The following is a 21,798-nucleotide window of genomic DNA, read 5'->3' as shown; positions in this document are numbered from 1 at the left end:
AGCCCGGCTCCAAACCTCCCTCCTCTCGCGGAAAGCCCTGTTTCCCTTCGCCGGCAAATGCTTTAGAAGGGCTCGGTTCGCGCCGGCCCAGCGGCCCGCGCGAGAAACGAGAGCGTCGCGCCCGGTCGGCCACGGCCGGCCGAGCGTCGCCGCCGAACGAGCGGCGAACCCGGGCCGAATGAGCAGCATGAGTGGCGTCAACCAGATCCGCACGACTTTCCTCGACTTCTTCTCGCGCAATGGCCACGAGAAAGTCGCCTCCTCGCCGCTCGTCCCGCTGAACGATCCGACCTTGATGTTCACCAATGCGGGCATGGTGCAGTTCAAGAACGTCTTCACCGGCTTCGAGAAGCGCCATTACGCCCGCGCGACCACCGCGCAAAAATGCATGCGGGCCGGCGGCAAGCACAATGATCTCGACAATGTCGGCTATACCGCCCGGCACCTGACCTTCTTCGAGATGCTCGGCAATTTCTCCTTCGGCGATTATTTCAAGGACGGCGCGATCGAGCTGGCCTGGACGCTCGTCAGTCGCGAATTGGGATTGCCGCGCGACCGCCTGCTCGTCACCGTCTATCATGACGACGACGAAGCCTATGGCCTGTGGAAGAAAATCGCCGGCTTCTCCGACGACCGCATCATCCGCATCGCCTCGAGCGATAATTTCTGGAGCATGGGCGACCTCGGGCCCTGCGGCCCCTGCTCCGAAATCTTCTATGATCAGGGCGAGAGCGTCGCCGGCGGCCCGCCCGGCAGCCCGGACGAGGACGGCGACCGCTTCCTCGAATTCTGGAACCTCGTGTTCATGCAATATGATCAGGCGGCGCCGGGCGAGCGGGTTCCGCTGCCGCGGCCGTCGATCGACACCGGCATGGGGCTCGAGCGCATCGCCGCGCTGCTGCAGGGCGTGCAGTCGGTGTTCGACATCGACCTTTTCCGTCGTCTCGCCGGCGCGGTCGCGGATGCGACCGGGGTCGACGCGGGCGGGCCGCAGGCGGCCAGCCATCGCGTCATCGCCGATCATCTGCGCGCCTCGGCGTTTCTCGTCGCCGACGGCGTGACGCCCTCCAACGAAGGCCGCGGCTACGTCCTGCGCCGCATCATGCGGCGGGCGATGCGTCATGCGCAGCTGCTCGGCGCCGCCGAGCCGCTGATGCACCGGCTGGTCGGGGCGCTGGTCACGGAAATGGGCCAGGCCTATCCCGAGCTCTCGCGCGCGGAGACGCTGATCCGCGACACGCTCCTCACCGAAGAAACGCGCTTCCGCCAGACGCTGGCGCGCGGCCTCGCCATCCTCGACGAGGAGACCGCGACGCTCGGCCCCGGGGCGAGCCTTTCGGGCGAAACCGCCTTCAAGCTCTACGACACCTACGGATTTCCCCTCGACCTCACCGAGGACGCGCTGCGCTCGCGCGGCATAGGCGTCGACAAGACCGGCTTCGAGACGGCGATGGCGCGCCAGCGCGCCGAGGCGCGCAAGGCCTGGGCCGGGTCCGGCGCGACGGCGACGGAAGCCGTCTGGTTCGCGCTCGAGGAGCGCGTCGGGCTCACCGAATTCCTCGGCTATGACACGGAGAAGAGCGAAGGCGTCGTCGTCGCTCTGCTGCACGAGGGCGCCGAGAGCTTCCGCCTCGAGGCCGGCGCCCGCGGCGCCGTGATCCTCAACCAGACGCCCTTCTACGCAGAGTCGGGCGGCCAGATCGGCGACATCGGCGAGATGCGCGCCAAGGGCGTGCGGTTTCGCGTGACCGGCACGCAGAAAAAGCTCGGCGGATTGTTCGTGCATGAAGGCGTCGTCGAAGAAGGCGCGCTGGTTCCGGGCCTCGCGCTCGAGCTCGAGGTCGATCACGCCCGCCGCGACGCCATACGCGCCAATCATTCGGCGACGCATATTCTGCACGAGGCGCTGCGCCGCGTGCTCGGCGAGCATGTGGCGCAAAAGGGCTCGCTGGTCGCGCCGGACCGGCTGCGCTTCGACTTCACCCATCCCAAGCCCTTGAGCGAGGAGGAGATGGCCGAGGTCGAGCGCATCGCCAATGCGGTCGTGCAGGACAATGCGCCGGTCGAGACCCGGCTGATGGGGCAGGACGACGCCATTCGCTCCGGAGCCCGCGCCTTGTTCGGCGAGAAATATGGCGACGAGGTGCGCGTCGTCTCCATGGGCCACGCCCCCGCCGACGCGCATCACGCATTTTCGGTCGAGCTCTGCGGCGGCACTCATGTGCGGCGCACCGGCGACATCGGCCTCGTCAGCATCGTCTCGCAAGGAGCGGTCGCCTCGGGCGTCCGCCGCATCGAGGCCAAGACCGCCGAGGCCGCCCGCGCCCAGCTCGTCGCCGATTCGCGGGCGCTGCGCGAGGTCGCCGCTCTGGTGCGCGCCAGCGTCGAGGAGACCCCGGCGCGCCTCGCCGCTCTGCTCGAGGAGCGCAGGCAGATGGAGCGCGAGCTCGCCGAGGCCAAGCGCAAGCTGGCCATGGGCGGCGGCGGCAATGGCGCCGCGCCCGTGCGCGAGATCGCCGGGATCAAGCTGTTCGCCAAGGTGGTCAGCGGGATCGACCCCAAAGACTTGAAGTCGCTCGTCGACGAGCAGAAGAAGGCGCTCGGCTCCGGCGTCGTCGCCATCGCCAACGCCTCGGCCGACGGCAAGGCCGGGGTCGTCGTCGGCGTGACCGCCGATCTCACCGAGATCTACAACGCAGTCGAGCTCGTTCGCGCCGCCAGCGAAAAGCTCGGCGGCAAGGGCGGCGGCGGACGCCCCGACCTCGCCCAGGCCGGCGGCCCCGACGCCTCCGCGCTCGACGCCGCGCTCGCCGCCATCGAGGACCAGCTGCGCGTCAGGGCGGCGCAGTGTAAGGCCGCGCAGTGAAGGAGGCGCGAGCGCAGCGCCTTCGTCGCCTGCGCCGTCGCATCCATTTTCTCCTCGACAGCGGCGGGGTCGGCGACCGGACGGCGGGGATCGTCCACAGCGCGCTGGTGACGCTCGTCATTCTCTCCATCGCGGCCGTCGTCTTCGAATCCGACTCCGCGATGGCCGCGCGGTTCGGCCCCCTCTTCGCCGCCGTCGAATGCATCGCCGTCGCCGCCTTCTCGATCGAATATGCGCTGCGCTTTTGGAGCGCGCCCGATCACACGCTCTTTGCCGAAATGCGTCCGCTCCAGGCGCGCCTCGCCTTCGCCGCCTCGACCTCGGCGATCGTCGATCTCGCCGCGATCCTGCCGGCCTTTCTGTCCGTCTTCCTCGGCGCCGATCTCCGCATCCTGCTGATCCTGCGGCTCGCGCGCTTCTTCAAGCTCGCCCGCTACTCGCCCGGCATACGCTCGATCGTGACGGTGCTGGAGACCGAGCGCAGAGCGCTCTTCGCATCGGGCGTCGTCCTCTTCGGGGTCGTCCTGTTCATGGCCGCGGCGATGTATGTGGTCGAGCGCGACGCCCAGCCCGAGGCGTTCCGCTCCATACCTGCGGCAATGTGGTGGGCGATTCAGACCATAGCGACAGTCGGCTATGGCGACGTCACGCCGATCACCCCCGCCGGCCGCATCGTCGCCGCCGTCGCCATGGTGATGGGCTTCGTGATGCTCGGCCTGCCGGTCGGCATCGTCGCCACCGCTTTCGCCGAGGAAATTCATCGCCGCGATTTCGTCGTCACCTGGAGCATGGTGGCCAAGGCGCCGCTGTTCTCGGCGCTCGACGCCTCCGCCATCGCCGATATCATGCGCTATCTTCGCGCGCAGTCGCTGCCGGCCGGCGCCCTGGTGGTTCGCCGCGGCGAGCCCGCCCATTCCATGTATTTCATTGCGGCCGGAGAGGTGGACGTCGAGCTCCCCGAGGGCCCCGTGCGCCTCGGCGAAGGGCAGTTCTTCGGCGAGATCGCCTTGTTGCGCAAGACCAGCCGCTCCGCCAATGTGCGCGCCGCGACGCCGATCAAGCTCCTCGTCCTGGACGCTTACGACCTCCATATCTTCACGCAACGCAATCCGGAGGTCGGACGCCAGATCGAGGCGATCGCCGCGAGCCGCGCCGAGTTTCGTCCCCGTCCCGGCGACGGGGATCTGATCGAGGCGGAGATCGACGACCGCGACATTGCGTCGCGCGAGGCCGCGCCCTGAAACGCCGCGGGCCGCGCCTTACATCGAATGAAGGAGGGCGCGCCATGTTTGCGAAGATACTCGTTCCACTCGACCTCACCGAGCCCGAGCTGATGCGTCAGGCGCTCGACGAGGCGCTCGTCATCGCCAGGGGCGGCAATGCGCGCGTGCGGCTCGTCAATGTGCAGTCGCTCGTGCCGGTGGCCTTCATCGACTACATACCAGCCAATTTCGACGAGGAGCTGCGCACATCCGCCGAGCAGGAGCTCGCCGAGGCGGCGGCCAAGCTCGACTATCCAAAGGAACAGGTGACGACGGTGGTGCGCTTCGGCGCGATCTATCCGGAAGTGCTCGCCGAAGCCGAGGATTGGGGCGCCGATCTCATCGTGCTGAGCTCGCACCGGCCGGCCATGTCCACCTATCTGCTCGGCTCCAACGCCAAGACCATCGTACGCCACGCCAAATGCTCGGTGCTTGTGGTGCGGCGCTAGCTAGCGGCCCCGGCTTCGCGGCAGAGAGGCGCGTCGCGAATCTTTTATGAAGCGCCGAATCCGCTCCCTCTCCCGCGCAGCAGGGAGCGGGTTCGCTGCAACGAGCAGCCGAAGCATTTCGCGCGAAGGGCGTCAGTCGCGCGACCGCTCCTTGACGCAGCCACGCAGAAAGTCGCGCAGCGCGGACCTGTCGATCCCCTTCGCCGCCGCCTCCTGACGGCAGCGCTGGCGCTCGCCCCTGTGGGCCAGGCGGCTGAAATAGCAATTGGCGACGAAGTTCTCGCGCTCCGCGCCGGCGAGTCCCCGCTCCATCGCGCGGGCGGCGCAGGCGTGGCGCGCTTTGCGCGCTTCATATTTCGACAGCCGCCGCCGCCCCGCTTCCGGGCGAGGGCCTGCGACGCTGACGCCCTGCTGTGGCGAGACCGAGGGCCGGTCTGGCGCCGCCATGGCCGGCGCCGCCGTTATCGTGAGGATGAGGACCGCGCGCGCGCCGCGCCGGACGAGAGCCGGCAGGTCCGGCGGGGAAGAGAGCTTCATCTGAACGTCTCGCATGGGGCGGAGTAGAATCGCGGCTGGTTCAATTCGAAACTCGAGAGCGAGCCCGAAGGCTCTCGGTCCAGAGCTCTGCGCTGGAACACATCGAATCATCCGACGCAAGCGACTAGCCATTCTTGTCCGGGCGAAGGCCGCGCCGACGGAAGAGGTCGCGCAGGTTCAACACATCCTTGGGAACAATATCTTCGGCGACGCGCCGTTGTTTCTCGGAGAGCGAGGCGAAGAAGGACGACTCGGCTTCGGCGAGGGCGCGCAGACTGTCCGCATAGCGGCTCAGCCGGTCGGCCCGGGCCCGCAGCGGCGCGCCGGGATCGAGCGCGAGACGCGGCTCCCGATTGCGCTCGATGGCGGCGGCGACGACGGCGGCGTCCCGCTCCTCGGCGATGAGCCGCAAACACCCCTCCATCGCTCGAAACAGCTTCTCCTGCTCGCCCGTGAGGGCGAGCGCCATCCGCCACTCCTCGAACCGTCGTTCGAGCGGCTGGACCGGAGCGACGAACGGGTTTTCCATCGCTGCTCGATCCAGCGGCTCGGCGACGGGCGGACAGGAAAACAGGCCGCCGAAGAGGCACGCCGCCAAGAGAAATCCGATACGCAGAAATCCGATACGCAGAAATCCGACACGCAGCAACATCGCCATCGAACCTTCCAGCCGAACCGCGAAGCAAATCCCGCAGCCTTATGCTCCGCCATTGAGACGGAACCAAGGCCGCGCCCCTATTCGCCGGGTTCGGCCCGGCTCCCGCTTTAACCTTCTTTGCGCCGGCGCGTTCACGATCGCCGTGGCCGCGACGCGATGCGGCGCGACGAGCGGCCGTCGCCCCGCGCCGCCGGACATGACGAAGCGCGAGCGTGTCCAGGGCGATTCGCCGGATTCGTCGAATTGCGCGCATCGCATACACCAAAAGTCATCCTTCACGCGAATGTCCGCATATCTAAATCGTTTCGCGTAAAATCCGATCTGTCGGCTTATACGGAGGGAAAAAGGCCAAAACTATTCTCGTCTCCGGATCGGGGAGACGAGTGATGTCCGCCTTCGTAACGAGAGCAGCGATGGTTCTGGCGCTTTCCGGCGCAATCTATATTGCGCCCGGCGCAAAGAGCCGCGCGAGCGAGCAATTCCTCTACGCCGCGCTCGGCCCGGAAACCAGCATTCCCTTCGGCTGGCTCGATTTCTGCCGCCGCTATCGCGGCGAATGCGACGGCGGCGGCGCGCCGCGCGAGATCGACCTCACCGCAAAGGCCTATAAGGACATTCAGAGCGTCAATCTTCTCGTCAATCATTCGATCCAGCCGGTCTCGGACATGGATCATTGGGGCGTCGTCGACCGATGGGACTATCCGACCGACGGAAAGGGCGATTGCGAGGATTTCGCACTGGCGAAGCGCCGCCTGCTGATCGAGCGCGGCTATCCCCGTCAGGCGCTGCTGATGACCGTCGTCAGGGAGGCCAATGGCGACGGCCATGCGGTGCTGACGCTGCGCACCAATCGCGGCGAATTCGTCCTCGACAACATGAATGACGCGGTCAAGACCTGGACGATGACGCCCTATCGTTTCGTGAAGCGCCAGTCCCAGGTCGACCCCAATCTCTGGGTGGCGATCGCCGGGGGCGGCGCGCCCGCGCCGATCTATGTGTCGCGCTGAGCGTCAGGCGATCGGCTCGAGGCCGCTCGCATAACGGCGAGCGTTCTCGACATAATGGGTGGCCGATTCGAGATGGCGCGCCAGCGCGCCCTCGTCCAGCATGCGCACCACGCGCGCCGGCGCGCCGACGATCAGCGAATTGTCGGGAAACTCCTTTCCCTCGGTGACCAGCGCATTGGCCCCGACGAGGCAGTTGCGGCCGATCTTGGCGCCGTTGAGGATCGTGGCTCCCATGCCGATGAGGCTGGCCTCGCCGATGACGCAGCTGTGCAGGATGACGCCATGGCCGATGGTGCAATCGGCGGCGATGGTCAGCGGAAAGCCCATATCCGTGTGGAGAATGCTGTTCTCCTGAATATTGGTGCGCGCGCCGATGGCGATCCACTCATTGTCGCCGCGCAGCACGCAGCCGAACCAGATATTGGCGTCCTCGCCCAGCTCCACGCGGCCGATCACATGAGCGCCGGGCGCGACATAATAGCGGCCCGAGGCCGGCAGGCGCGGCGCGACGCCGTCGATCTTGTAGAGTGGCATGGGTCTTCGTCTCTCCCCTGAGGCAGGCGTCGCTCGGGTCGCGAGGCGCCGCGTCCCTTGTAGAACCTTCGGCGCCGCCGAGAAAAGGGCGCGATCTCCCCGCGACGGAAGAAATGCAGCCCTATCACCCTCGTCCAGAGCTCGCGAAGCGGGCGTCTCGAAGGACGGCCACCGCGCAGCTCCCGCAATTTCGGCCCACGGCCGTCCTTCGAGACGCCGCCCGCCGCGGCTCGGGACGAGGGTTGGGAATTTTGACCTTTATCCGATCGCCCTGCGTTCGCCCCGCCTCACCCGGACGGCTGCGACGCCCGCGCCCGCATCCGCACCAGCGATCCCTGCGCGAGCGCGCGGCACTCGGCGATATCGAGCGCGAGGGCTGATCCCGCATAGACGATCATTCCGGTCCCCACCAGCAGCGCGAGCCCCGCGAAGGGCCCCATCTCGGCCGCTTCGCCCGCGAGAGCGCGGACGACGATCGCCATCGCCGCCGTCGCCGCCGCCACGCGGGCGATGCGGCCCGGCGGGAAGGGCAGCGCGAAAGCGCGGCGGCTCAAGAGATAAGCATTGGCGAAGCCGAACATCTCGGCCGCGAGCCGGCCCCACACCGCGCCCTCGAGGCCGAAGCGCAGGATCAGCGCAGCGGAGACGATCAGATTGAACAGCAGCATCGAGCCGGTGTTGATCAGATAGAAGAGGTTGCGGTTCGACAGCAGAAAGCTCGTATGGGCGTATTGCTGCGTCAGAATTTGAAACGCCACGGCGATGGATAGAACCGGCATGGCGAAGCGCGCCGTCTGGCGGAAGTCCGGGCCGAGCAGCAGGTCGGCGAGCTGCGGCGAGACGAGAGCGAGGCCGACGCAGGCCGGCAGCGCCGCGGCGAGCAGCAGCTCGAGCGATCGCGCGAGCCCGGCGCGCGCCGCCGCCTCGCCTTCGTCGGCGAGCAGGCGCACGGCCATCGGCACGAAGGCGGCCGAGACGCTGATCGCCGGAATGAGCAGCGCCTGGCGCACGAGGTCGAGGCTCGCCGCATATTCGGCCGCAGCGCCGACGCCGGCGAGCTCGGCGAGCAGAAAGCGGTCGGCGACAGTGGCGAGCGCCATCAGCGACATCGAGAGCGTGAAGGGCAGGCCGGCGCGGGCGATCTCGCGAAATCGCGCGCGGTCGAAGCGCGGCCGCGTCGAGCCCCAGGCGGCGCGCCAGAACAGCGTCGCCGCGAGAAAATAGGCGCAGGTCGAGGAGGCGAGCAGCGCCGCGCCATGGGCGGAGGCCAGCGCCACGCCGACGCCGAGCGCCGAAACCGCCAGCGCGCGGAGAATCGTGCCGCGCAGAAAAGGCGTGGTCTTCTGCTCGGCGCGCAGCACGTCCTGGCCGATCTCGAACAGCGACATGGCGAGCGCCAGCATCGTCGCCGTCGCGGCGACCGCCGGCTCGAGGCCGAACAGCCGGCCGCCGGCGTAGAAGGCGGGGACGGCCGGGAGAAACAGCAGCAGAGCGGCGAGCACGACGCCGCGAATGTCGCTGCCACGCGCCTGCTCGCGCAAAATGGCGAGCTTCAGCGCGCTGCCGAGCACGGAGACGAGCAAGGTCGCATAGGCGAAGCCGAGCAGATACTCGCCATAGGCCGTCACGGCGAAGAGGCGCGTGAAGATCATCGTGTTGGCGAGGCCGAACGCGGCCGAGAACAGATTGGCGGCAAAATAGACGGCGGTTTGCCTCGCGAGCATCGGGCGTCTCATTCCTCGATTTTTGCGGGCGGCGGTCGCCGCCTGTCGCGCCAGAGCTACCTCGCGAAAGTTTCCGCAATGCTGCGAAAGCATGCGAAAGCGCAGCCGTCGCTTGCGCGCGTGAGGGCGCTCGTCGCATGATTTCCATCCCGCTCTGTCCCGATGGGGGACGGCGGATCGCCAGCCGCGAGCCCGCTCCAAAAACCGCGCCAGAGCAGGCATCCGAGCGGCGCCGGCATGATCATTGGCACAAATCCTTCTTCTGCTCGGCCGAGACGAAAGTCTCTGCATCGAATCGCGACAGTACAGATCGAGCTTGCAAAGCAGAGCTTTGCCATTCGCCGAGACGGAGTAGAGAATATCACGACGATGACAACGAATGACGCCGTTCGCACATGCGCGAGCCACATCGGCAGAACAACGGCGGTGACCATAGGGCCGAGCTTCGGCTGGCTTCATCATGCCGATGGCGATCGCGGCGTCGTGATGTGCGCCTCGATCGGCTATGAGGGCCTCTGCGCGCACCAGTCCTGGCGGACGCTCGCCGACGCGCTGGCCGCCGCCGGCCTGCCGACTCTGCGCTTCGACTATCCGGGCGAAGGCGATTCGCTCGGCGACGGCGACGATCCCGCGCTGGTCGATAGCTGGCGCGGCTCCATCCGCGCCGCCGTCGCCTGGATGCGGGAGACGATCGGCGTGCGCGAGGTGGCGCTCGTCGGCTTGCGGCTCGGGGCGAGCCTCGCCGCCGAGGTCGGCGGCGTCGAGCGTCTCGTCGAAATTGCGCCGGTCGTGAAGGGGCGGTCCTATCTGCGCGAGCTCGGGGCGATGTCGTATATGCTCGCCACGACGGCGAACGCGCCGACGAGTCCGAAGGGCGAGGACATCGAGCTCGAAGGCTTCGCTCTGTCGCGCGCGACCTGCGAGGCGATCCGCGCCATCGATCTCACCTGCCTTCCCGCCGCGCCGGCTCCGCGCATCCTGGCGATGCGCGATCCGGCGGCCCGGTCCATCGCCGATCATCTCTCCCGGCTCGAGGCGCTGGGCGCAGAGGTGGAGACGCGGGAGTTCGCCGATTATGCGGCGCTGACGCCGGGGCCGCTGCCGGCGCCGCCGCCCCTCGCCGATTTCGACGCCATCGTCGCCTTCCTCGGCGCCGACGCGCGGCGCGCGCCGATCATGGCGCCGGCTGCGGGCGAATTCGCGACCGATCGCTTCGTCGAGACGGCGCTGCGCTTCGGCGCGGACGGCCGTCTCGCCGGCGTGCTGTGCGCGCCGCGCGCGGCGCCGAGCGCGACAGTGCTGATGCTCGACACGGGCGCCAATCATCACATCGGCTGCGGCCGCTCGGCGGTGATCCACGCGCGCGCGCTCGCCGAAACGGGCGTCGCCTCGCTGCGCATGGACAGCCTCGGCATCGGCGACTCCGCTCGCGTCGAAGGCGGGCCGCGCTCGGCGCTCTATCGCGAGGAGCGCGCCGAGGACGTCGTCGCCGCGCTCGACTGCCTCGAAGCGCGCGGACTGCCGAGGGTGACAGTGTTCGGCGTCTGCAGCGGCGCGACGCTCGCGCTCTATGCGGCGCTGCGCGACGCCCGCGTCGAACGGCTGATGCTCGCCAATGCGCAAGTGTTCGGCCGGGTCGACGAGACGATGATCGACGAGCTGCTGACGACCGATTTCGGCGCCACCTCGACCTATGTGTCGAAGGCCATGAGCGCCCGCGCCTGGGCGCGCGTCGCCTCCGGCGAGGTCTCGCTCGGCAAGCTCGCCTCCATCTTCGCCGCGCTCGCGCGACGCAAGGCCAGCGGCCTGCTCGGCGCGGCGCGTCTCGGTCCGGGACGCGGCAAGGCGCTCGAGGCGCGCCGGAATTTCGCCGCGCTGGCGCGACGCGGCGTGCGCATTCTGCTCGTTCACGGCGACCGCGACGTCGGGCGGGAAGCGCTGGATCTCTGCTTCGGCCCGGGCGGGCGCTTCCTGCGCCGGCTCGATGGCGTCTCGCTCGACATCGTGTCCGGAGCCGATCACGCGCTCGCCTCGCCGCTCTCGCGCGACGCCATGCTCGAGCGAATATCCGCCTTTGCGCGCGAGGCGGAGACGAGCGGCGCCGCCGCGCCGCGCCGCCGATCCCAAACGCGATCCGGCGCGCTGGCGCTCGCCGCGCGCAGCGCCCTCGCCACGCTGATGCGTCTGCGATGACGCGCGCCCTCCCTTGCGCCGAAGCGGCGCCGCGCGACTGCGACGCTGCGCGCGTCGAAGCGGTCGTCTGCATTCCGACCTTCCGCCGTCCCGACATGCTGGCGGCGACTCTGCGCTCGCTCGAGGCGCAGACCACGAAAATCGTCTTCCGCGTCGTCGTCGTCGACAATGACGCGCGCGAGAGGCGCGGCGTCGATGTGGCCTCGGCCGTCTTTGCGCGCGGGCGCATCGCAGGACTCGTCGCGGTCGAGCCGCGTCAGGGCAATGTCTTCGCCATCAATGCGGCGTTCCGCCTCGCGCGCGAGCGCTTTCCCCTTGCCGATTATCTCCTGATGATCGACGACGACGAAACCGCCGAGCCCGTCTGGCTCGACGAGATGGTGCGGACCGCGAAGGAGCATGGCGCCGACATCGTCGGCGGGCCGGTGCTGCCGGAATTTCCGGACGGCGCCTCCGCCGCCTTTCGCCATCATCCGGTGTTCTGGCCCGCCTTCATGGAGAGCGGACCCGCGCCGATGATCTATGGAACCGGCAATTGCCTGATCGCCCGCCGCGTGTTCGAGGGGCTGGCCACGCCCGCGCTCGACGAGCGCTTCAATTTTCTCGGCGGCGGCGACACCGAATTCTTCACGCGCTGCCGGCGCGCCGGCTTCGCTTTCTATTGGCGGCAGGAGGCGCGCATTCACGAGAGCGTGACGCCGGGCCGCCTCACGCTCGCCTGGGTGTTGAAGCGCAGCCTCGCGACCGGCGCGATCAATTACAGCATCGATCGTCTGGCGGCGCCGGGCCGCCTCGCGCGGCTGCGCCTCTTCGCCAAGAATGTCGCGCTGACGCCCATGTCGCTGCACCGCGCCTCGCGCATGCTGGCGGCGCGGCGGCATCCGCTCGCCGCCGCCCATCCGATCGGCGTCGCCATCGGCCGTTGGCTCGCGTCGGTCGGACTGATGCCGCAACCCTATCGTCACCCGTGACGGCGAGGCCGACGGAACAAAGAGAAGAGGCGGGCCTCGGCGAGCGCGAGCTGCGGGCGGCGCTGTTCTGCGCCATCCTGCTCGTCGCCTGGATCACCTTCAAGCCGTTCAGCGATCTCGCTTCGCCCGACACGCTGGAGCTCGCCGACGGGCGCGACGTCGAGCTCTATGCGGCCTTCGGCCTGATGGCCGCGGCCTCCGCCTTCTTCGTCTGGCGGAGCGATCGCGCCGGTCTCGCCTCTCTGGCGACGCCGTTCAATCTCGCGCTCGCCGGCTGGATCGCCGTGACCTGCGTCGCCTCGGCCGATCCCACGACCTCGCTGAAGCGCGTCGTCATGCAAATCTGCGCGGCGGTCTGCTGCCTCGCTCTGTTCCTGCTGCCGCGCGATCGCGCCGAGCTCGCGCGGCTCGTCGGCCTCGTCGCGCTCGTCATCGTCGGCCTCTCCTATTTCGGCGTGCTGTTCCTGCCGGAATTGTCGATTCATCAGGCGACCGACATCGGCGAGCCGCAGCTCGCGGGCGACTGGCGCGGCCTGTTCGGACACAAGAATATTTCGAGCGCAGTGTTCTCGATTCTTTCCTTCGTCGGCCTGTTCGTGCTGCGCGCCGGACGGCCGACCGAAGGCTGGCTCATTTTCGTACTGTCGCTCGTCTTCGTCTTCGCCTCGGGCGGCAAGAGCTCGACCGCGATCTGTCTCACGACGATCCTCCTGTCCTTCGTCGCCGCGCGCGTCCGCAATGGCGCCCTCTGGTGGATGATCGTAGTCACGCCCTTGGCGCTGCTCACTGTTTTCGGTCTCGGCAGCGTCGTGTTTCCACAGATGAAGGCGCTCGCCGCCGCTCTGCCGCTCGACGCGAGCTTCACCGGGCGGATCGATATTTGGACATTCGCCGTGCCCAAGGCGCTGGAAAAGCCGATTTTCGGCCATGGACTCGGCGCATTTTGGAACACCGCCGAGCTGCGCTTCGGCGGAGACGACACCAATGTCTGGGCCGGCAACGCCGCCCATGCGCATAATGGCTATCTCGACGCCGTGCTGGCGGTCGGCCTGCCGGGGCTCGTCCTGCTCATCGCCGCGCTGATCGTCCAGCCGGCGGGCGACGCGCGCCGCGTCCTCGCGCGCGGCGACGAGCCGGCTCTCGCCTTGATGTTCCTGCAGATATGGATGTTCGGCCTGTATCTGAACGCGCTGGAGACGATCTATTTCGACCGCGCCAATCCGAGCTGGATCGCTTTTCTGTTCGCGGTGTTCGGACTTCGTTATCTCGCCGAGTTCAAGATCAGGCGATGAGCAGGACGGTCGGGCGGCCCCGCCTTTGCGACCCGACAGCAGCCCGCGCCGAAATGTCTTATTTTGGCACGGACAGTCTGGCGAAACAGCGATGAGGGACGGCCATGAACAAACGCATCGCGCTCATCACGCCGACCTATCGGGGCGATCTCGCGCAATTCGAGCTGTTGTGCGAGAGCATCGACCTGCGCCTCTCAGGCTATGAACGCCATTATGTCATCGTCAATGACGACGACATGCCGCTGTTCGCGAAATTCTCGACCGGACGGCGCATCATTCTGCCCTGCTCGCGCTTCCTGCCGCGCTGGCTGCGGCCGGCGCCGCGCTTTCTGCTGCGCAACGGGCGGCGCGTCTGGTGGTCGTTCCGCTCGCGTCCGGTGCATGGCTGGCATGTGCAGCAGATCATCAAGATCGCCGCGGCGCTGCAGTTTCCGCAGGAGCGCTTCTGCATCGTCGATTCCGACAATGTCATCATGCGCAATTTCGACATCGGCGCCTATGCCGGCGGTCCGCGCGCGCCGCTCTATGTGGCGCGCGGCGCCATCGCGGCCGATGCGCCGCTGCACGCCAAATGGACCGGCAATTGCGATCGCCTGCTCGGCCAGCCCGCGACCGCCTTCCCGGCCGACGATTACATCGGCAATCTGATCGTCTGGGACAAAAGCGCGCTGCGCGACATGACGCGCGCCATCCAGGCCGCGACCGGAGTCGATTGGTTCCTCGCGCTGTGCCGCACGCGCTCCTTCTCCGAATATCTGCTCTATGGCCATTTCGTGCGCAGCTCGCCGGAGCATCGCGCCGCGCATGACATCGTCACGCGCAGCCTCGCCGTCGCCTATTGGGACGCCGAGCCGCTCGACCGCGAAAGGCTCGCCGCGCTCGTCGCCAGAGCGCCGAGCTCGAAGATCGCGCTCTGCGTCGAATCCTTCTCGCATACGCCGATCGAGGCGATCCGGGAGGTCGCGGGCCTCGCGCGTCCCGACGCTCTGCCCCCGTCCTCGCGCTTCGCCGGCGGCGCGGCGGCCTGATAGACAGGAGGCAGAACTGCGTAATATGTGGGGCGGTCCCTTCTCCCGCAAAGCGAGAGAAGAGACCGCCCTTTTTTTCCGTGACGATCGGACTCACTCAGGCCGCTCCGCATCGATGCGCGAGGTCGTCTTCGTATCGGACATGCTCGCATAGACCAGCAGCGAGCAGAAGATCACCGCGGTCGCATACCAGTAGAAGCCGCTCTCATGGCCGGCGTTCTTGAACCAGAGCGCCACATATTCCGCCGATCCGCCAAAGGCCGACACGGCGACCGCATAAGGCACGGCGACGCCGGTGACGCGCACGGCGGCGGGAAACAGCTCCGCCTTCACCACCGCGTTGATCGAGGTATAGGCGCCGACGATGAGCCAGCCCGCGCAGACGAGCGCGAAAGCGATCCAAGGATCGCGCGCGTCATGCAGCGCATTCATCAGCGGAACCGTGAACAAGGTTCCGAGCGCGCCGAAGGCGAGCAGCAGCGGGCGCCGGCCGATGCGGTCCGACAGAGCGCCATAAGCGGGCTGCAGACACATTGCGAAGAGCAGAGAGCCGGCGCTGACCCATGTCGTCTGCGCGTCGTTGAGCCCCGCCGACAGCTTCAGGAATTTCTGCACATAGGTCGTGTAGACATAGAAGGCGAGCGTGCCGCCCATGGTCAGGCCGACGACGGTCAGCGCCTCGCGCGGAAACGCCGTCAGCTCCGCGAGCGCGCTGCGGCGCGCCTTGGTCGCGGCGAAAGCGTGCGTCTCATCGAGATCGCGGCGCATCACAAAGGCGAACAGCGCCAGCGCCGCGCCGATGGCGAAAGGAACGCGCCAGCCATAGGCGCGCAGCTCCTGCGGCGTGAAGACGAAGCTCTGCAGCGCGAGCAGCACCAGCAGCGCCAGCAATTGTCCGCCGATCAGCGTCACATATTGAAAGCTCGAATAGAAGCCGCGCCGGCGCGGCTCCGCCATCTCGCTGAGATAGGTCGCGCTCGATCCATATTCGCCGCCGAGGCTCAGCCCCTGCAGCAGCCGCGCGAGCAGCAGGAGCGCCGGCGCCGCCTCGCCGATCGTCGCATAGGTCGGCGTCGCCGCGACGATCAGCGAGCCGAGGCACATCAGCAGCACCGAGAGAGTCAGCGCGCGGCGCCGGCCATGGCGGTCGCCGATCTCGCCGAACAGCGCGCCGCCGATCGGCCGCATGAAGAAGCCGAGAGCGAAGACGCCCGCCGCCGACAGCATCTGCGCGAGCGGATCGTCGCCGGGAAAGAAGGATTGCGCGAAATAGAGCGAGAAGGCCGAATAGACGTAGAAGTCGTACCATTCCACCAGATTGCCGAGCGAGCCGACGAGGATTGCGCGTAGCCGCCGCGCCATGTCGGCGCCGCGGTCGCGCGCCTCGTCTGTCTCTTCGTCGCCACGCGCGAGCAATCGTCCCCCGTTCCGCCTCGAGACCTGATCGGCGGAACTATGAAGCAGCGGCGCCCGCGACGCAAACCGGCGCGAAGGGCGGGGCCTCCGCCGAAGGCTCGGGGCGCCATTGATAGGCGCCCGCGCGGACCATGCCGAGCAGCGCCTGCGACGACTCCCGCCAGGTCACGACGCGGCCCGGCGATCGCGGCCGGCGATCCTCCAGCGAGCAGCGGATGCAATCCGCGAGGGCGTCGGCGTCGAGTGGCGGAAAGAAGGTCGCGCGCTCGCCGGCGATCTCGCGAAACACCGGAATGTCGCTGGCGATCGCCGGCAATCCATGACACGCCGCCTCCGCCAGCGGCAGGCCGAATCCTTCGGCAAAAGATGCGGCGATCAGCGCATGGGCGCGTTCGTAGAGATGGCGCAGCGAGGCGTCGTCGGCGTCGTCCAGCCAATGGAGGCGGCGGCCGAGCTCAGGATGCGCGCGAATGCGCCGCTCCAGCGCCTCGAAGCGCCACCCGCGCCGGCCGACGATCACGAAGCGCGCGTCACGACCCGCGGCCCACAGCCGCTCGAAGGCGGTGAGCGCGACCGCATAGGCTTTGCGCGGCTCCAGCGTGCCGACCGCGAGAAAGAACGGCGTGCGGCCCGCGCCGATCGCGATCGCGCTGCGGCTCGGCTCGGTCCCGTCGATCGCAAAATCGGCCCCGAGCCGCCACCAGCCGATGCGTCGCGGCCGCCCCGCCTCTCCGTCGCGCTCCGCCAGATAATCGGCGAGGCTCTGCGCCGTGCTGCGCGACACGCAGACGAATGCGTCGCTCTGCGGCGCCAAAGTCTCGAACCAGCGCTGGAAATCGAGGAAGCAGTCGGCGGTGAAAGCGCCCGGATAGAGCAAGGGAAGAATGTCGTGGACGCCGAGAATCGTCTCGCCGCCGCTCTCGGCGACGCGACGCATGATCGCCGGATATTCGTCGACGAAGCGAAAGCTCGCGTCGAGCATCAGCAGCTTGTCGCCGCGCTGCGGCTCCACCACATCGGGAAGCGAGGCGCGCCGGTAATAAGCGTGCAGCCGCCCGTTCTCGATGAACACGGGGAGGCCGTCGCCGGTCGCGACCGCCCATCGGGCGATCTCGCGCATGACCCTTTGAATCCCGGTGCGCTCGCCCGAGCGGCGGATCGCGGTCGCGTCGATCAGCACGCGCGGCCGCTGGAGCAGGGGGGCGACGGCGCCGGCCAGAGGAGGCGGCGGGTCGGCGCGCCGCGGCGGCTCCTTCCGATGCGAGACCCCGGCCGCCCGTGTCACGGTCCAATAGAATTCCTTCGCCCTGGCGTAGACATATCCCGTCACCGGATCGAGCTCATAGGCGCTGCGAATGCGCTCGCGCTGTCGCTCTTCGGAGGCCAGATAGACGGCGATGCGGGTGGCAAGGTCCATTGGTCTTCCTCGGGGTCTTCCTCGGCGCTGCGGGCCGGGCGGTCACGCTTCGCGCCGCCCGGCCCGCGGCCCTTGTCGCGCGCCGCAATGTCCGGATGTCGTCCGGCGTGTCGCCGGGCTTTTCCGAACCGGGGCCGGGCGGCGCCGAAACAATGGCGCGGGCGCCATGATCGTCTCCGATCACGGGAGGCTGTGGCTCCACTCGTCCTCGGCGATGACCGACGCGATGCGGCGGGCGGCCTCGGCCCAGGAGGAGCGGCTGATCGCGCTCGGATCGCCGCTCGCGCGCCCGTCCAGGAGATCGGCGATGCGGGACGCCAGCGCAGGCGGCTCATTGACCGCGAAATAGAGCGCGCCCGCGCCGCCCACCTCGCGAAACACCGGAATGTCGCTGCAGATCGTCGGCCGGCCGCGCCGCGCCGCCTCCGCGATCGGCAGGCCGAAGCCTTCCGCGAAAGAAGGCGCCAGCGCCGCTGTCGCATGGTCATAGAGAAAGGCGAGCTCGTCGTCGCTCGCGTCCTCGAACCAGAACAGCCGGCGCCCGCGCTCGCAATGGCCCGTGACCTCGGCGACCACCGCTTCGTCATACCAGCCGCGCCTCCCGACGAAGACGAGCCGTGCGTCGCGCCCTTCCCGCCACAGCGTCTCGAAGGCGCGCAGCGCCACCCGCTGCCCCTTGCGCGGCTCGATCGTTCCGACGCAGAGGAATAAGGGCGCGGCGCCGACGACGGCGGCGATTTTTGGCCGCGGCGCCGCCGCGGGACCTGCGGAAATATCCGAGCCGAGCGCGAAGGAGCCGATATTGAGGCCGCGCCGATGCGGCAAGCGGCGCGTCTCGATAAAATCGGCGAGCTCCTGCGCGACCGTGCGCGAGATGGCGAGGAAGGCGTCGCTCTCGACGAGCGCGCGGGCGAGCCAGGCGTCATAGCGGGCCCGCGTGGTCTCGTGGCAGGCGAAGGGATGCAGCGCCGGAATGAGATCGAAGATGCAGGAGACGACGGCGCCGCCGCCTTCGCGGATGCGCTCGAAGACGCCGGCATATTCGTCGAACACGTTCCAGCTGTCGGCGAGGGTGAGGAAGCGATCGCCGGGCTCGATGCGGACCTCCTCGTCCTCCGCGGCGGCGCCGCCGCAGAGCGTGGCGACGAAGCGCCGGCAGGTGAAGAGCCGCCCGCCTTCGCAGCGCACGGCGATGGCGGGAATGGGCAGCGCCTCGTCGCGATAGAGCGCCTGCGTCACTTTCTTGACGACGCGCTGAATGCCGGTGCCGGCGTCATTGCGAATGGTGGCGGTGACGTCGACGAGCAGGCGTCGCGCCTCGAGCCGCCCGGCAGCCGGGCGAGCAATGCGCGGCGTCGCCGCCACGGCCGGCGCCTTCGCAAAGGCCCCGTGCGGAAGGCGGAACAGCGCATCGCCCAATGACCGCAGCCGCTCGGCGATACGCGCTTCGATCCACCGCAGGGGACGATAGATGTGTCCGGCGACCGAATAGATCATGAGATCGCGCTCATGAACGAGATGCAGCATCTCGGCACGCACATAGTCGAGCTGATGCTCGAGCAGCCTCATGCGCGCCTCGAGCGCGCAGGAATCAAAGGACGATATCGGCGCGCTCTCGCCTCCGCGTGAGCGCGGCTGCGGCGCGGGCGGCACGATCTCGAGGAGGGGCCGCGCGCTCTCCGATTGGCGCGTGCGCCAGGGAGCGCGCTCGAATGCGCCGGGCGGCGGCTCGTCCTCGCTGGTTTCGATCGCCGCGCGCGTGGCCATGCGGATTGGGCCGTCCATTGGTCTTCCCCGAAACTCTCGCGCCGGGGCCGGCTCAAACGAGCGGCCGCCGCCGAGCTGCCTTTGTGTCTGGCCGCCATGTCTGGATATCGTCTGATTTGTCGCTCATGTTTCTCGAACTCGCTCTCTCGGCGCCTGGCTGGTCGAAATCGGGCGCGCCCTCCGCGCCCGCCGCAATTCGAGACGCGGCGGAAACAATCAGGACAAATTTTCGCGCTAGTGACTTGCATCGATGAAAATGAAGGATGCTCGACGCCCCTCCCCAGACTCGACGTTTCATCGAAGGTTCGCGAAACGTCGGCCGCCCCCACTCCCGCTCAGCGGGGGAGGGTGAGGGAGGGGGCTGTAGAGAAAGCCCGACGCGGGGACGAGTGACGACAAAGACCGATGCAATTCTGCTCGTCGAGGACGACGCCGAGATCGGCGAGCTGATCGTCCGCTATCTCGCGACGCATCAGATCGAGGCGGCGGTGGTCCCCGACGGCCGCGCGATGGACGCGGCGCTCGCCGCGCGCGATTTCGACCTCTTGATCCTCGACATCAACCTGCCGGGCGAGGACGGGCTCTCCATCTGCCGCAGAATGCGCGACGGGCCCAATCTGCCGATCATCATCGTTACCGCCCAGGGCGAGGACATCGATCGCATCATCGGGCTCGAGATGGGCGCCGACGATTACATCGTGAAGCCGTTCAATCCGCGCGAGCTGCTCGCGCGCGTGCGCTCGGTGCTGCGCCGCTCCCGCGCAGCCGTGCAGGCGAAGGAGGCTGTCGGCGGCCGCTTCTATCAATTCGAGGGCTGGCGCGTCGACATCATGGCGCATCAGGTGACGGCGCCGACCGGCATGAAGATCGCGCTGACCGGAGCGGAGTTCGACCTGCTCTATGCGCTGTGCGAGCGGCCCAATCGCGTGCTGACGCGCGATCAGCTCATCGATCTCACCCATGGACCGACCGCGAGCCCGTTCCAGCGCAGCATCGACGTGCTGATCAGCCGGCTGCGGCAGAAATTGGAGAGCGACCCCAAAAACCCGAAGCTGATCCAGACCGTGCGCTCGGAGGGCTATTTGTTCGCGCCGCAGGTGCTGCGCGCGTGAGAGGCTTCTGGCGACGGCTGCGGCCCGATCATCTCGCCGGACAGATCGCGGCTCTCGTGCTGGTCTCGATCGTGCTGTTCCATGTCGCGGCGACGATCGCCTTCAATTTCCTCGATCGGGACCACCACGGCCATGCGGCGGCGCGCTGGGAGGCGGCGGCGGCAATGGCCGCGGCGATCGATTTTGCGCCGGTTGCCGACCGCGCGCAGCTTCTCGCCGAGCTGTCGCGCGCGAGCCGCTGGCTGCGCTTTTCCCTCGGCGCGCAGCGTCCGCCGCTCGCCGAGGCCGGGATTCCCGAAGCGCAGCTCACCGCTTTGCGGGCGCATCTGTGGCCGGCCGCCGAGCTGTTCGCGACGGACCCCGCTGGCCGGGCCGTCGCGCTCGCTCTGCGCAAGGGAGGCTTTCTCACCATCTCTCTCGTATCGCCGGCATGGGGCGGACCCGGGCCGGCGGCGGGACCCGAGCCGGGACCGCCCCCGGGCGGACGGGCAGCCGGGCCGCCGCCGGCTTTCGGCGCTCCTCCCGGCGACGGACCACCGCCTCCGAGACCGCCTCCGGGACCGCGCGGCGATCCGCTTCCGGGCGATCGGCCCTTCCTTCCCTCGCCCGGCGTCTGGATCACCTCGGGCCTGTTCTTTCTGCTCTGCGCGGCGATCCTGACCGCCTGGGCGTCCGCCGCCGTCGTGGCGCCGCTGGTCGAGCTCGCCCGCCGGGCCGAAAAATTCCCGTGCGAGTCCGGCGTTCGCGACCTCCTGCCCGAAAAGGGCCCGCAGGAGGTCCGCGACCTCACCAAGGCCCTGAACCGCATGCAGGACCGCATTTACTCGATGATGTCCGCGCGCTCGCGCGCGCTCGCCGCGATCAGCCATGATCTGCGCACCATCATCACGCGGATGCGCCTGCGATCCGAATTCATCGAGGACCAGGCGCTCAGGGCCAAGATGCTGCACGACGCCGAGCTGATGGACTCGATGCTGTGTAAAAATCTGGTCTATTTGCGCGACGAGGACCGCCGTCCGACGCAAGGCGTCGTCGATCTCGACAGCGTGCTGCAGACGATCGTCGATCAATTCGCCGACATCGGCCGCGAGGTCTCCTATGAGAGCGGCGGCCGGCGCATGGTGAGGGGCTCGGTGACCGATCTCCAGCGCATTTTCGCCAATCTGGTCGAGAACGCCGCCGCCCATGGCCGGCAGATCGCCATCTCGGTCCACCGGCCCGCGCCGGGAAGCGTGCGCGTCGATGTGGCCGACGACGGGCCGGGCATCGCCGATGCGGACAAGCAGAAGGTGTTCGAGCCCTTCGTGCGCGGCCAGCCGGCGCGCAATATGAACGAGCATGGCGGCTTCGGCCTCGGCCTCTCCATTGTGCGCGCCTTGCTCGAGGAGGCGGGCGGTGCGCTGGAGCTCGTCGATCGCGAGCCGCACGGCCTCATCGCCCGCGTGACGCTGCGCGCAGCGGGCGAGGCGAGCGGCTCGTGACTCGCGTCGACGAATTTGATGGGCTTCGAGAGCGAGCCTTAAAGGCTCGGCCCTTTCACCCTGTCAAATCGGCTGAATCACACT

17 protein-coding genes are annotated in these 21,798 nt (G+C 68.4%); 10 read left to right on the top strand and 7 right to left on the bottom strand.

Annotated elements, in window-relative coordinates; translation table 11 throughout:
* The first annotated feature begins 187 nt into the window (after window positions 1–187).
* From alaS to K3F48_RS07450, 3 genes are read left to right on the top strand one after another with little or no spacing between them, the layout of a single operon-like run.
* On the top strand, window positions 188–2,866 hold the full coding sequence (alaS, locus tag K3F48_RS07460; protein ID WP_222574891.1) for an alanine--tRNA ligase: 2,679 nt from the start codon (window positions 188–190) through the stop codon (window positions 2,864–2,866).
* Window positions 2,863–4,107, top strand: coding sequence for a cyclic nucleotide-gated ion channel (locus tag K3F48_RS07455; RefSeq protein WP_222574793.1), 1,245 nt, complete (start codon window positions 2,863–2,865; stop codon window positions 4,105–4,107). Before alaS ends, K3F48_RS07455 begins: the two co-directional genes overlap by 4 nt.
* 44 nt (window positions 4,108–4,151) lie before the next feature.
* Window positions 4,152–4,577: a universal stress protein gene (locus K3F48_RS07450; RefSeq protein WP_222574792.1), complete on the top strand. Its 426-nt coding sequence runs from the start codon at window positions 4,152–4,154 to the stop codon at window positions 4,575–4,577.
* A gap of 132 nt (window positions 4,578–4,709) precedes the next feature.
* Here the strand turns inward: K3F48_RS07450 and K3F48_RS07445 are convergent, their stop codons facing one another.
* Window positions 4,710–5,114, bottom strand: a complete 405-nt coding sequence (locus K3F48_RS07445) for a hypothetical protein (RefSeq protein ID WP_222574791.1) — start codon at window positions 5,112–5,114, stop codon at window positions 4,710–4,712.
* A 124-nt stretch (window positions 5,115–5,238) separates the two neighbouring features.
* Complete coding sequence (locus tag K3F48_RS07440) at window positions 5,239–5,772, bottom strand: amino acid ABC transporter substrate-binding protein (RefSeq protein ID WP_255608595.1); 534 nt, start codon at window positions 5,770–5,772, stop codon at window positions 5,239–5,241.
* Window positions 5,773–6,158: 386 nt separating this feature from the next.
* Here K3F48_RS07440 and K3F48_RS07435 point away from each other — a divergent pair, with 386 nt between their 5' ends.
* On the top strand, window positions 6,159–6,779 hold the full coding sequence (locus K3F48_RS07435) for a transglutaminase-like cysteine peptidase (RefSeq protein WP_222574790.1): 621 nt from the start codon (window positions 6,159–6,161) through the stop codon (window positions 6,777–6,779).
* A gap of 3 nt (window positions 6,780–6,782) precedes the next feature.
* On the opposite strand, the gene K3F48_RS07430 is transcribed toward K3F48_RS07435, so the two are convergent.
* Together K3F48_RS07430 and K3F48_RS07425 are read right to left on the bottom strand one after the other, a co-directional pair.
* A complete protein-coding gene (locus tag K3F48_RS07430) occupies window positions 6,783–7,313 on the bottom strand; it encodes a gamma carbonic anhydrase family protein (RefSeq protein ID WP_222574789.1) in 531 nt (176 codons plus the stop codon).
* 287 nt (window positions 7,314–7,600) lie between these two features.
* Entirely contained in the window at window positions 7,601–9,037 is a 1,437-nt protein-coding gene (locus tag K3F48_RS07425) for a lipopolysaccharide biosynthesis protein (protein WP_222574788.1), read from the bottom strand.
* A gap of 369 nt (window positions 9,038–9,406) precedes the next feature.
* Here K3F48_RS07425 and K3F48_RS07420 point away from each other — a divergent pair, with 369 nt between their 5' ends.
* The 4 genes from K3F48_RS07420 (at window position 9,407) to K3F48_RS07405 (ending at window position 14,521) form a co-directional block, all read left to right on the top strand.
* Entirely contained in the window at window positions 9,407–11,230 is a 1,824-nt protein-coding gene (locus tag K3F48_RS07420) for a hypothetical protein (protein ID WP_222574787.1), read from the top strand.
* Entirely contained in the window at window positions 11,227–12,201 is a 975-nt protein-coding gene (locus tag K3F48_RS07415) for a glycosyltransferase family 2 protein (protein WP_222574786.1), read from the top strand. Before K3F48_RS07420 ends, K3F48_RS07415 begins: the two co-directional genes overlap by 4 nt.
* On the top strand, window positions 12,198–13,493 hold the full coding sequence (locus K3F48_RS07410; RefSeq protein ID WP_222574785.1) for an O-antigen ligase: 1,296 nt from the start codon (window positions 12,198–12,200) through the stop codon (window positions 13,491–13,493). The genes K3F48_RS07415 and K3F48_RS07410 overlap by 4 nt, the downstream gene beginning before the upstream one ends.
* A 104-nt stretch (window positions 13,494–13,597) precedes the next feature.
* A complete protein-coding gene (locus tag K3F48_RS07405; RefSeq protein ID WP_222574784.1) occupies window positions 13,598–14,521 on the top strand; it encodes a DUF6492 family protein in 924 nt (307 codons plus the stop codon).
* A gap of 93 nt (window positions 14,522–14,614) precedes the next feature.
* On the opposite strand, the gene K3F48_RS07400 is transcribed toward K3F48_RS07405, so the two are convergent.
* The 3 genes from K3F48_RS07400 to K3F48_RS07390 all read right to left on the bottom strand — a co-directional run bounded on the left by K3F48_RS07400 (window position 14,615) and on the right by K3F48_RS07390 (window position 19,139).
* Entirely contained in the window at window positions 14,615–15,883 is a 1,269-nt protein-coding gene (locus K3F48_RS07400; RefSeq protein ID WP_222574889.1) for an MFS transporter, read from the bottom strand.
* Between the two features lie 91 nt (window positions 15,884–15,974).
* Window positions 15,975–17,354, bottom strand: coding sequence for a glycosyltransferase family 1 protein (locus K3F48_RS07395; RefSeq protein ID WP_222574783.1), 1,380 nt, complete (start codon window positions 17,352–17,354; stop codon window positions 15,975–15,977).
* Between the two features lie 180 nt (window positions 17,355–17,534).
* Complete coding sequence (locus tag K3F48_RS07390) at window positions 17,535–19,139, bottom strand: glycosyltransferase family 1 protein (RefSeq protein WP_255608594.1); 1,605 nt, start codon at window positions 19,137–19,139, stop codon at window positions 17,535–17,537.
* Window positions 19,140–19,510: 371 nt separating this feature from the next.
* Here K3F48_RS07390 and K3F48_RS07385 point away from each other — a divergent pair, with 371 nt between their 5' ends.
* Together K3F48_RS07385 and K3F48_RS07380 are read left to right on the top strand one after the other, a co-directional pair.
* The gene (locus tag K3F48_RS07385; protein WP_222574782.1) at window positions 19,511–20,233 is read left to right on the top strand and encodes a response regulator transcription factor; all 723 of its coding nucleotides are present in this window, start codon (window positions 19,511–19,513) and stop codon (window positions 20,231–20,233) included.
* Window positions 20,230–21,714 (top strand): ATP-binding protein, encoded by a 1,485-nt coding sequence (locus K3F48_RS07380; protein ID WP_222574781.1) that lies wholly within the window; start codon window positions 20,230–20,232, stop codon window positions 21,712–21,714. The genes K3F48_RS07385 and K3F48_RS07380 overlap by 4 nt, the downstream gene beginning before the upstream one ends.
* The last annotated feature ends 84 nt before the right edge of the window (window positions 21,715–21,798 follow it).

Origin of the sequence: Methylosinus sp. Sm6, from assembly GCF_019802345.1 — a bacterium.
In the GTDB taxonomy this organism is placed as follows: Bacteria; Pseudomonadota; Alphaproteobacteria; order Rhizobiales; family Beijerinckiaceae; genus Methylosinus.
This window is presented reverse-complemented; position numbering and strand designations above follow the sequence as displayed.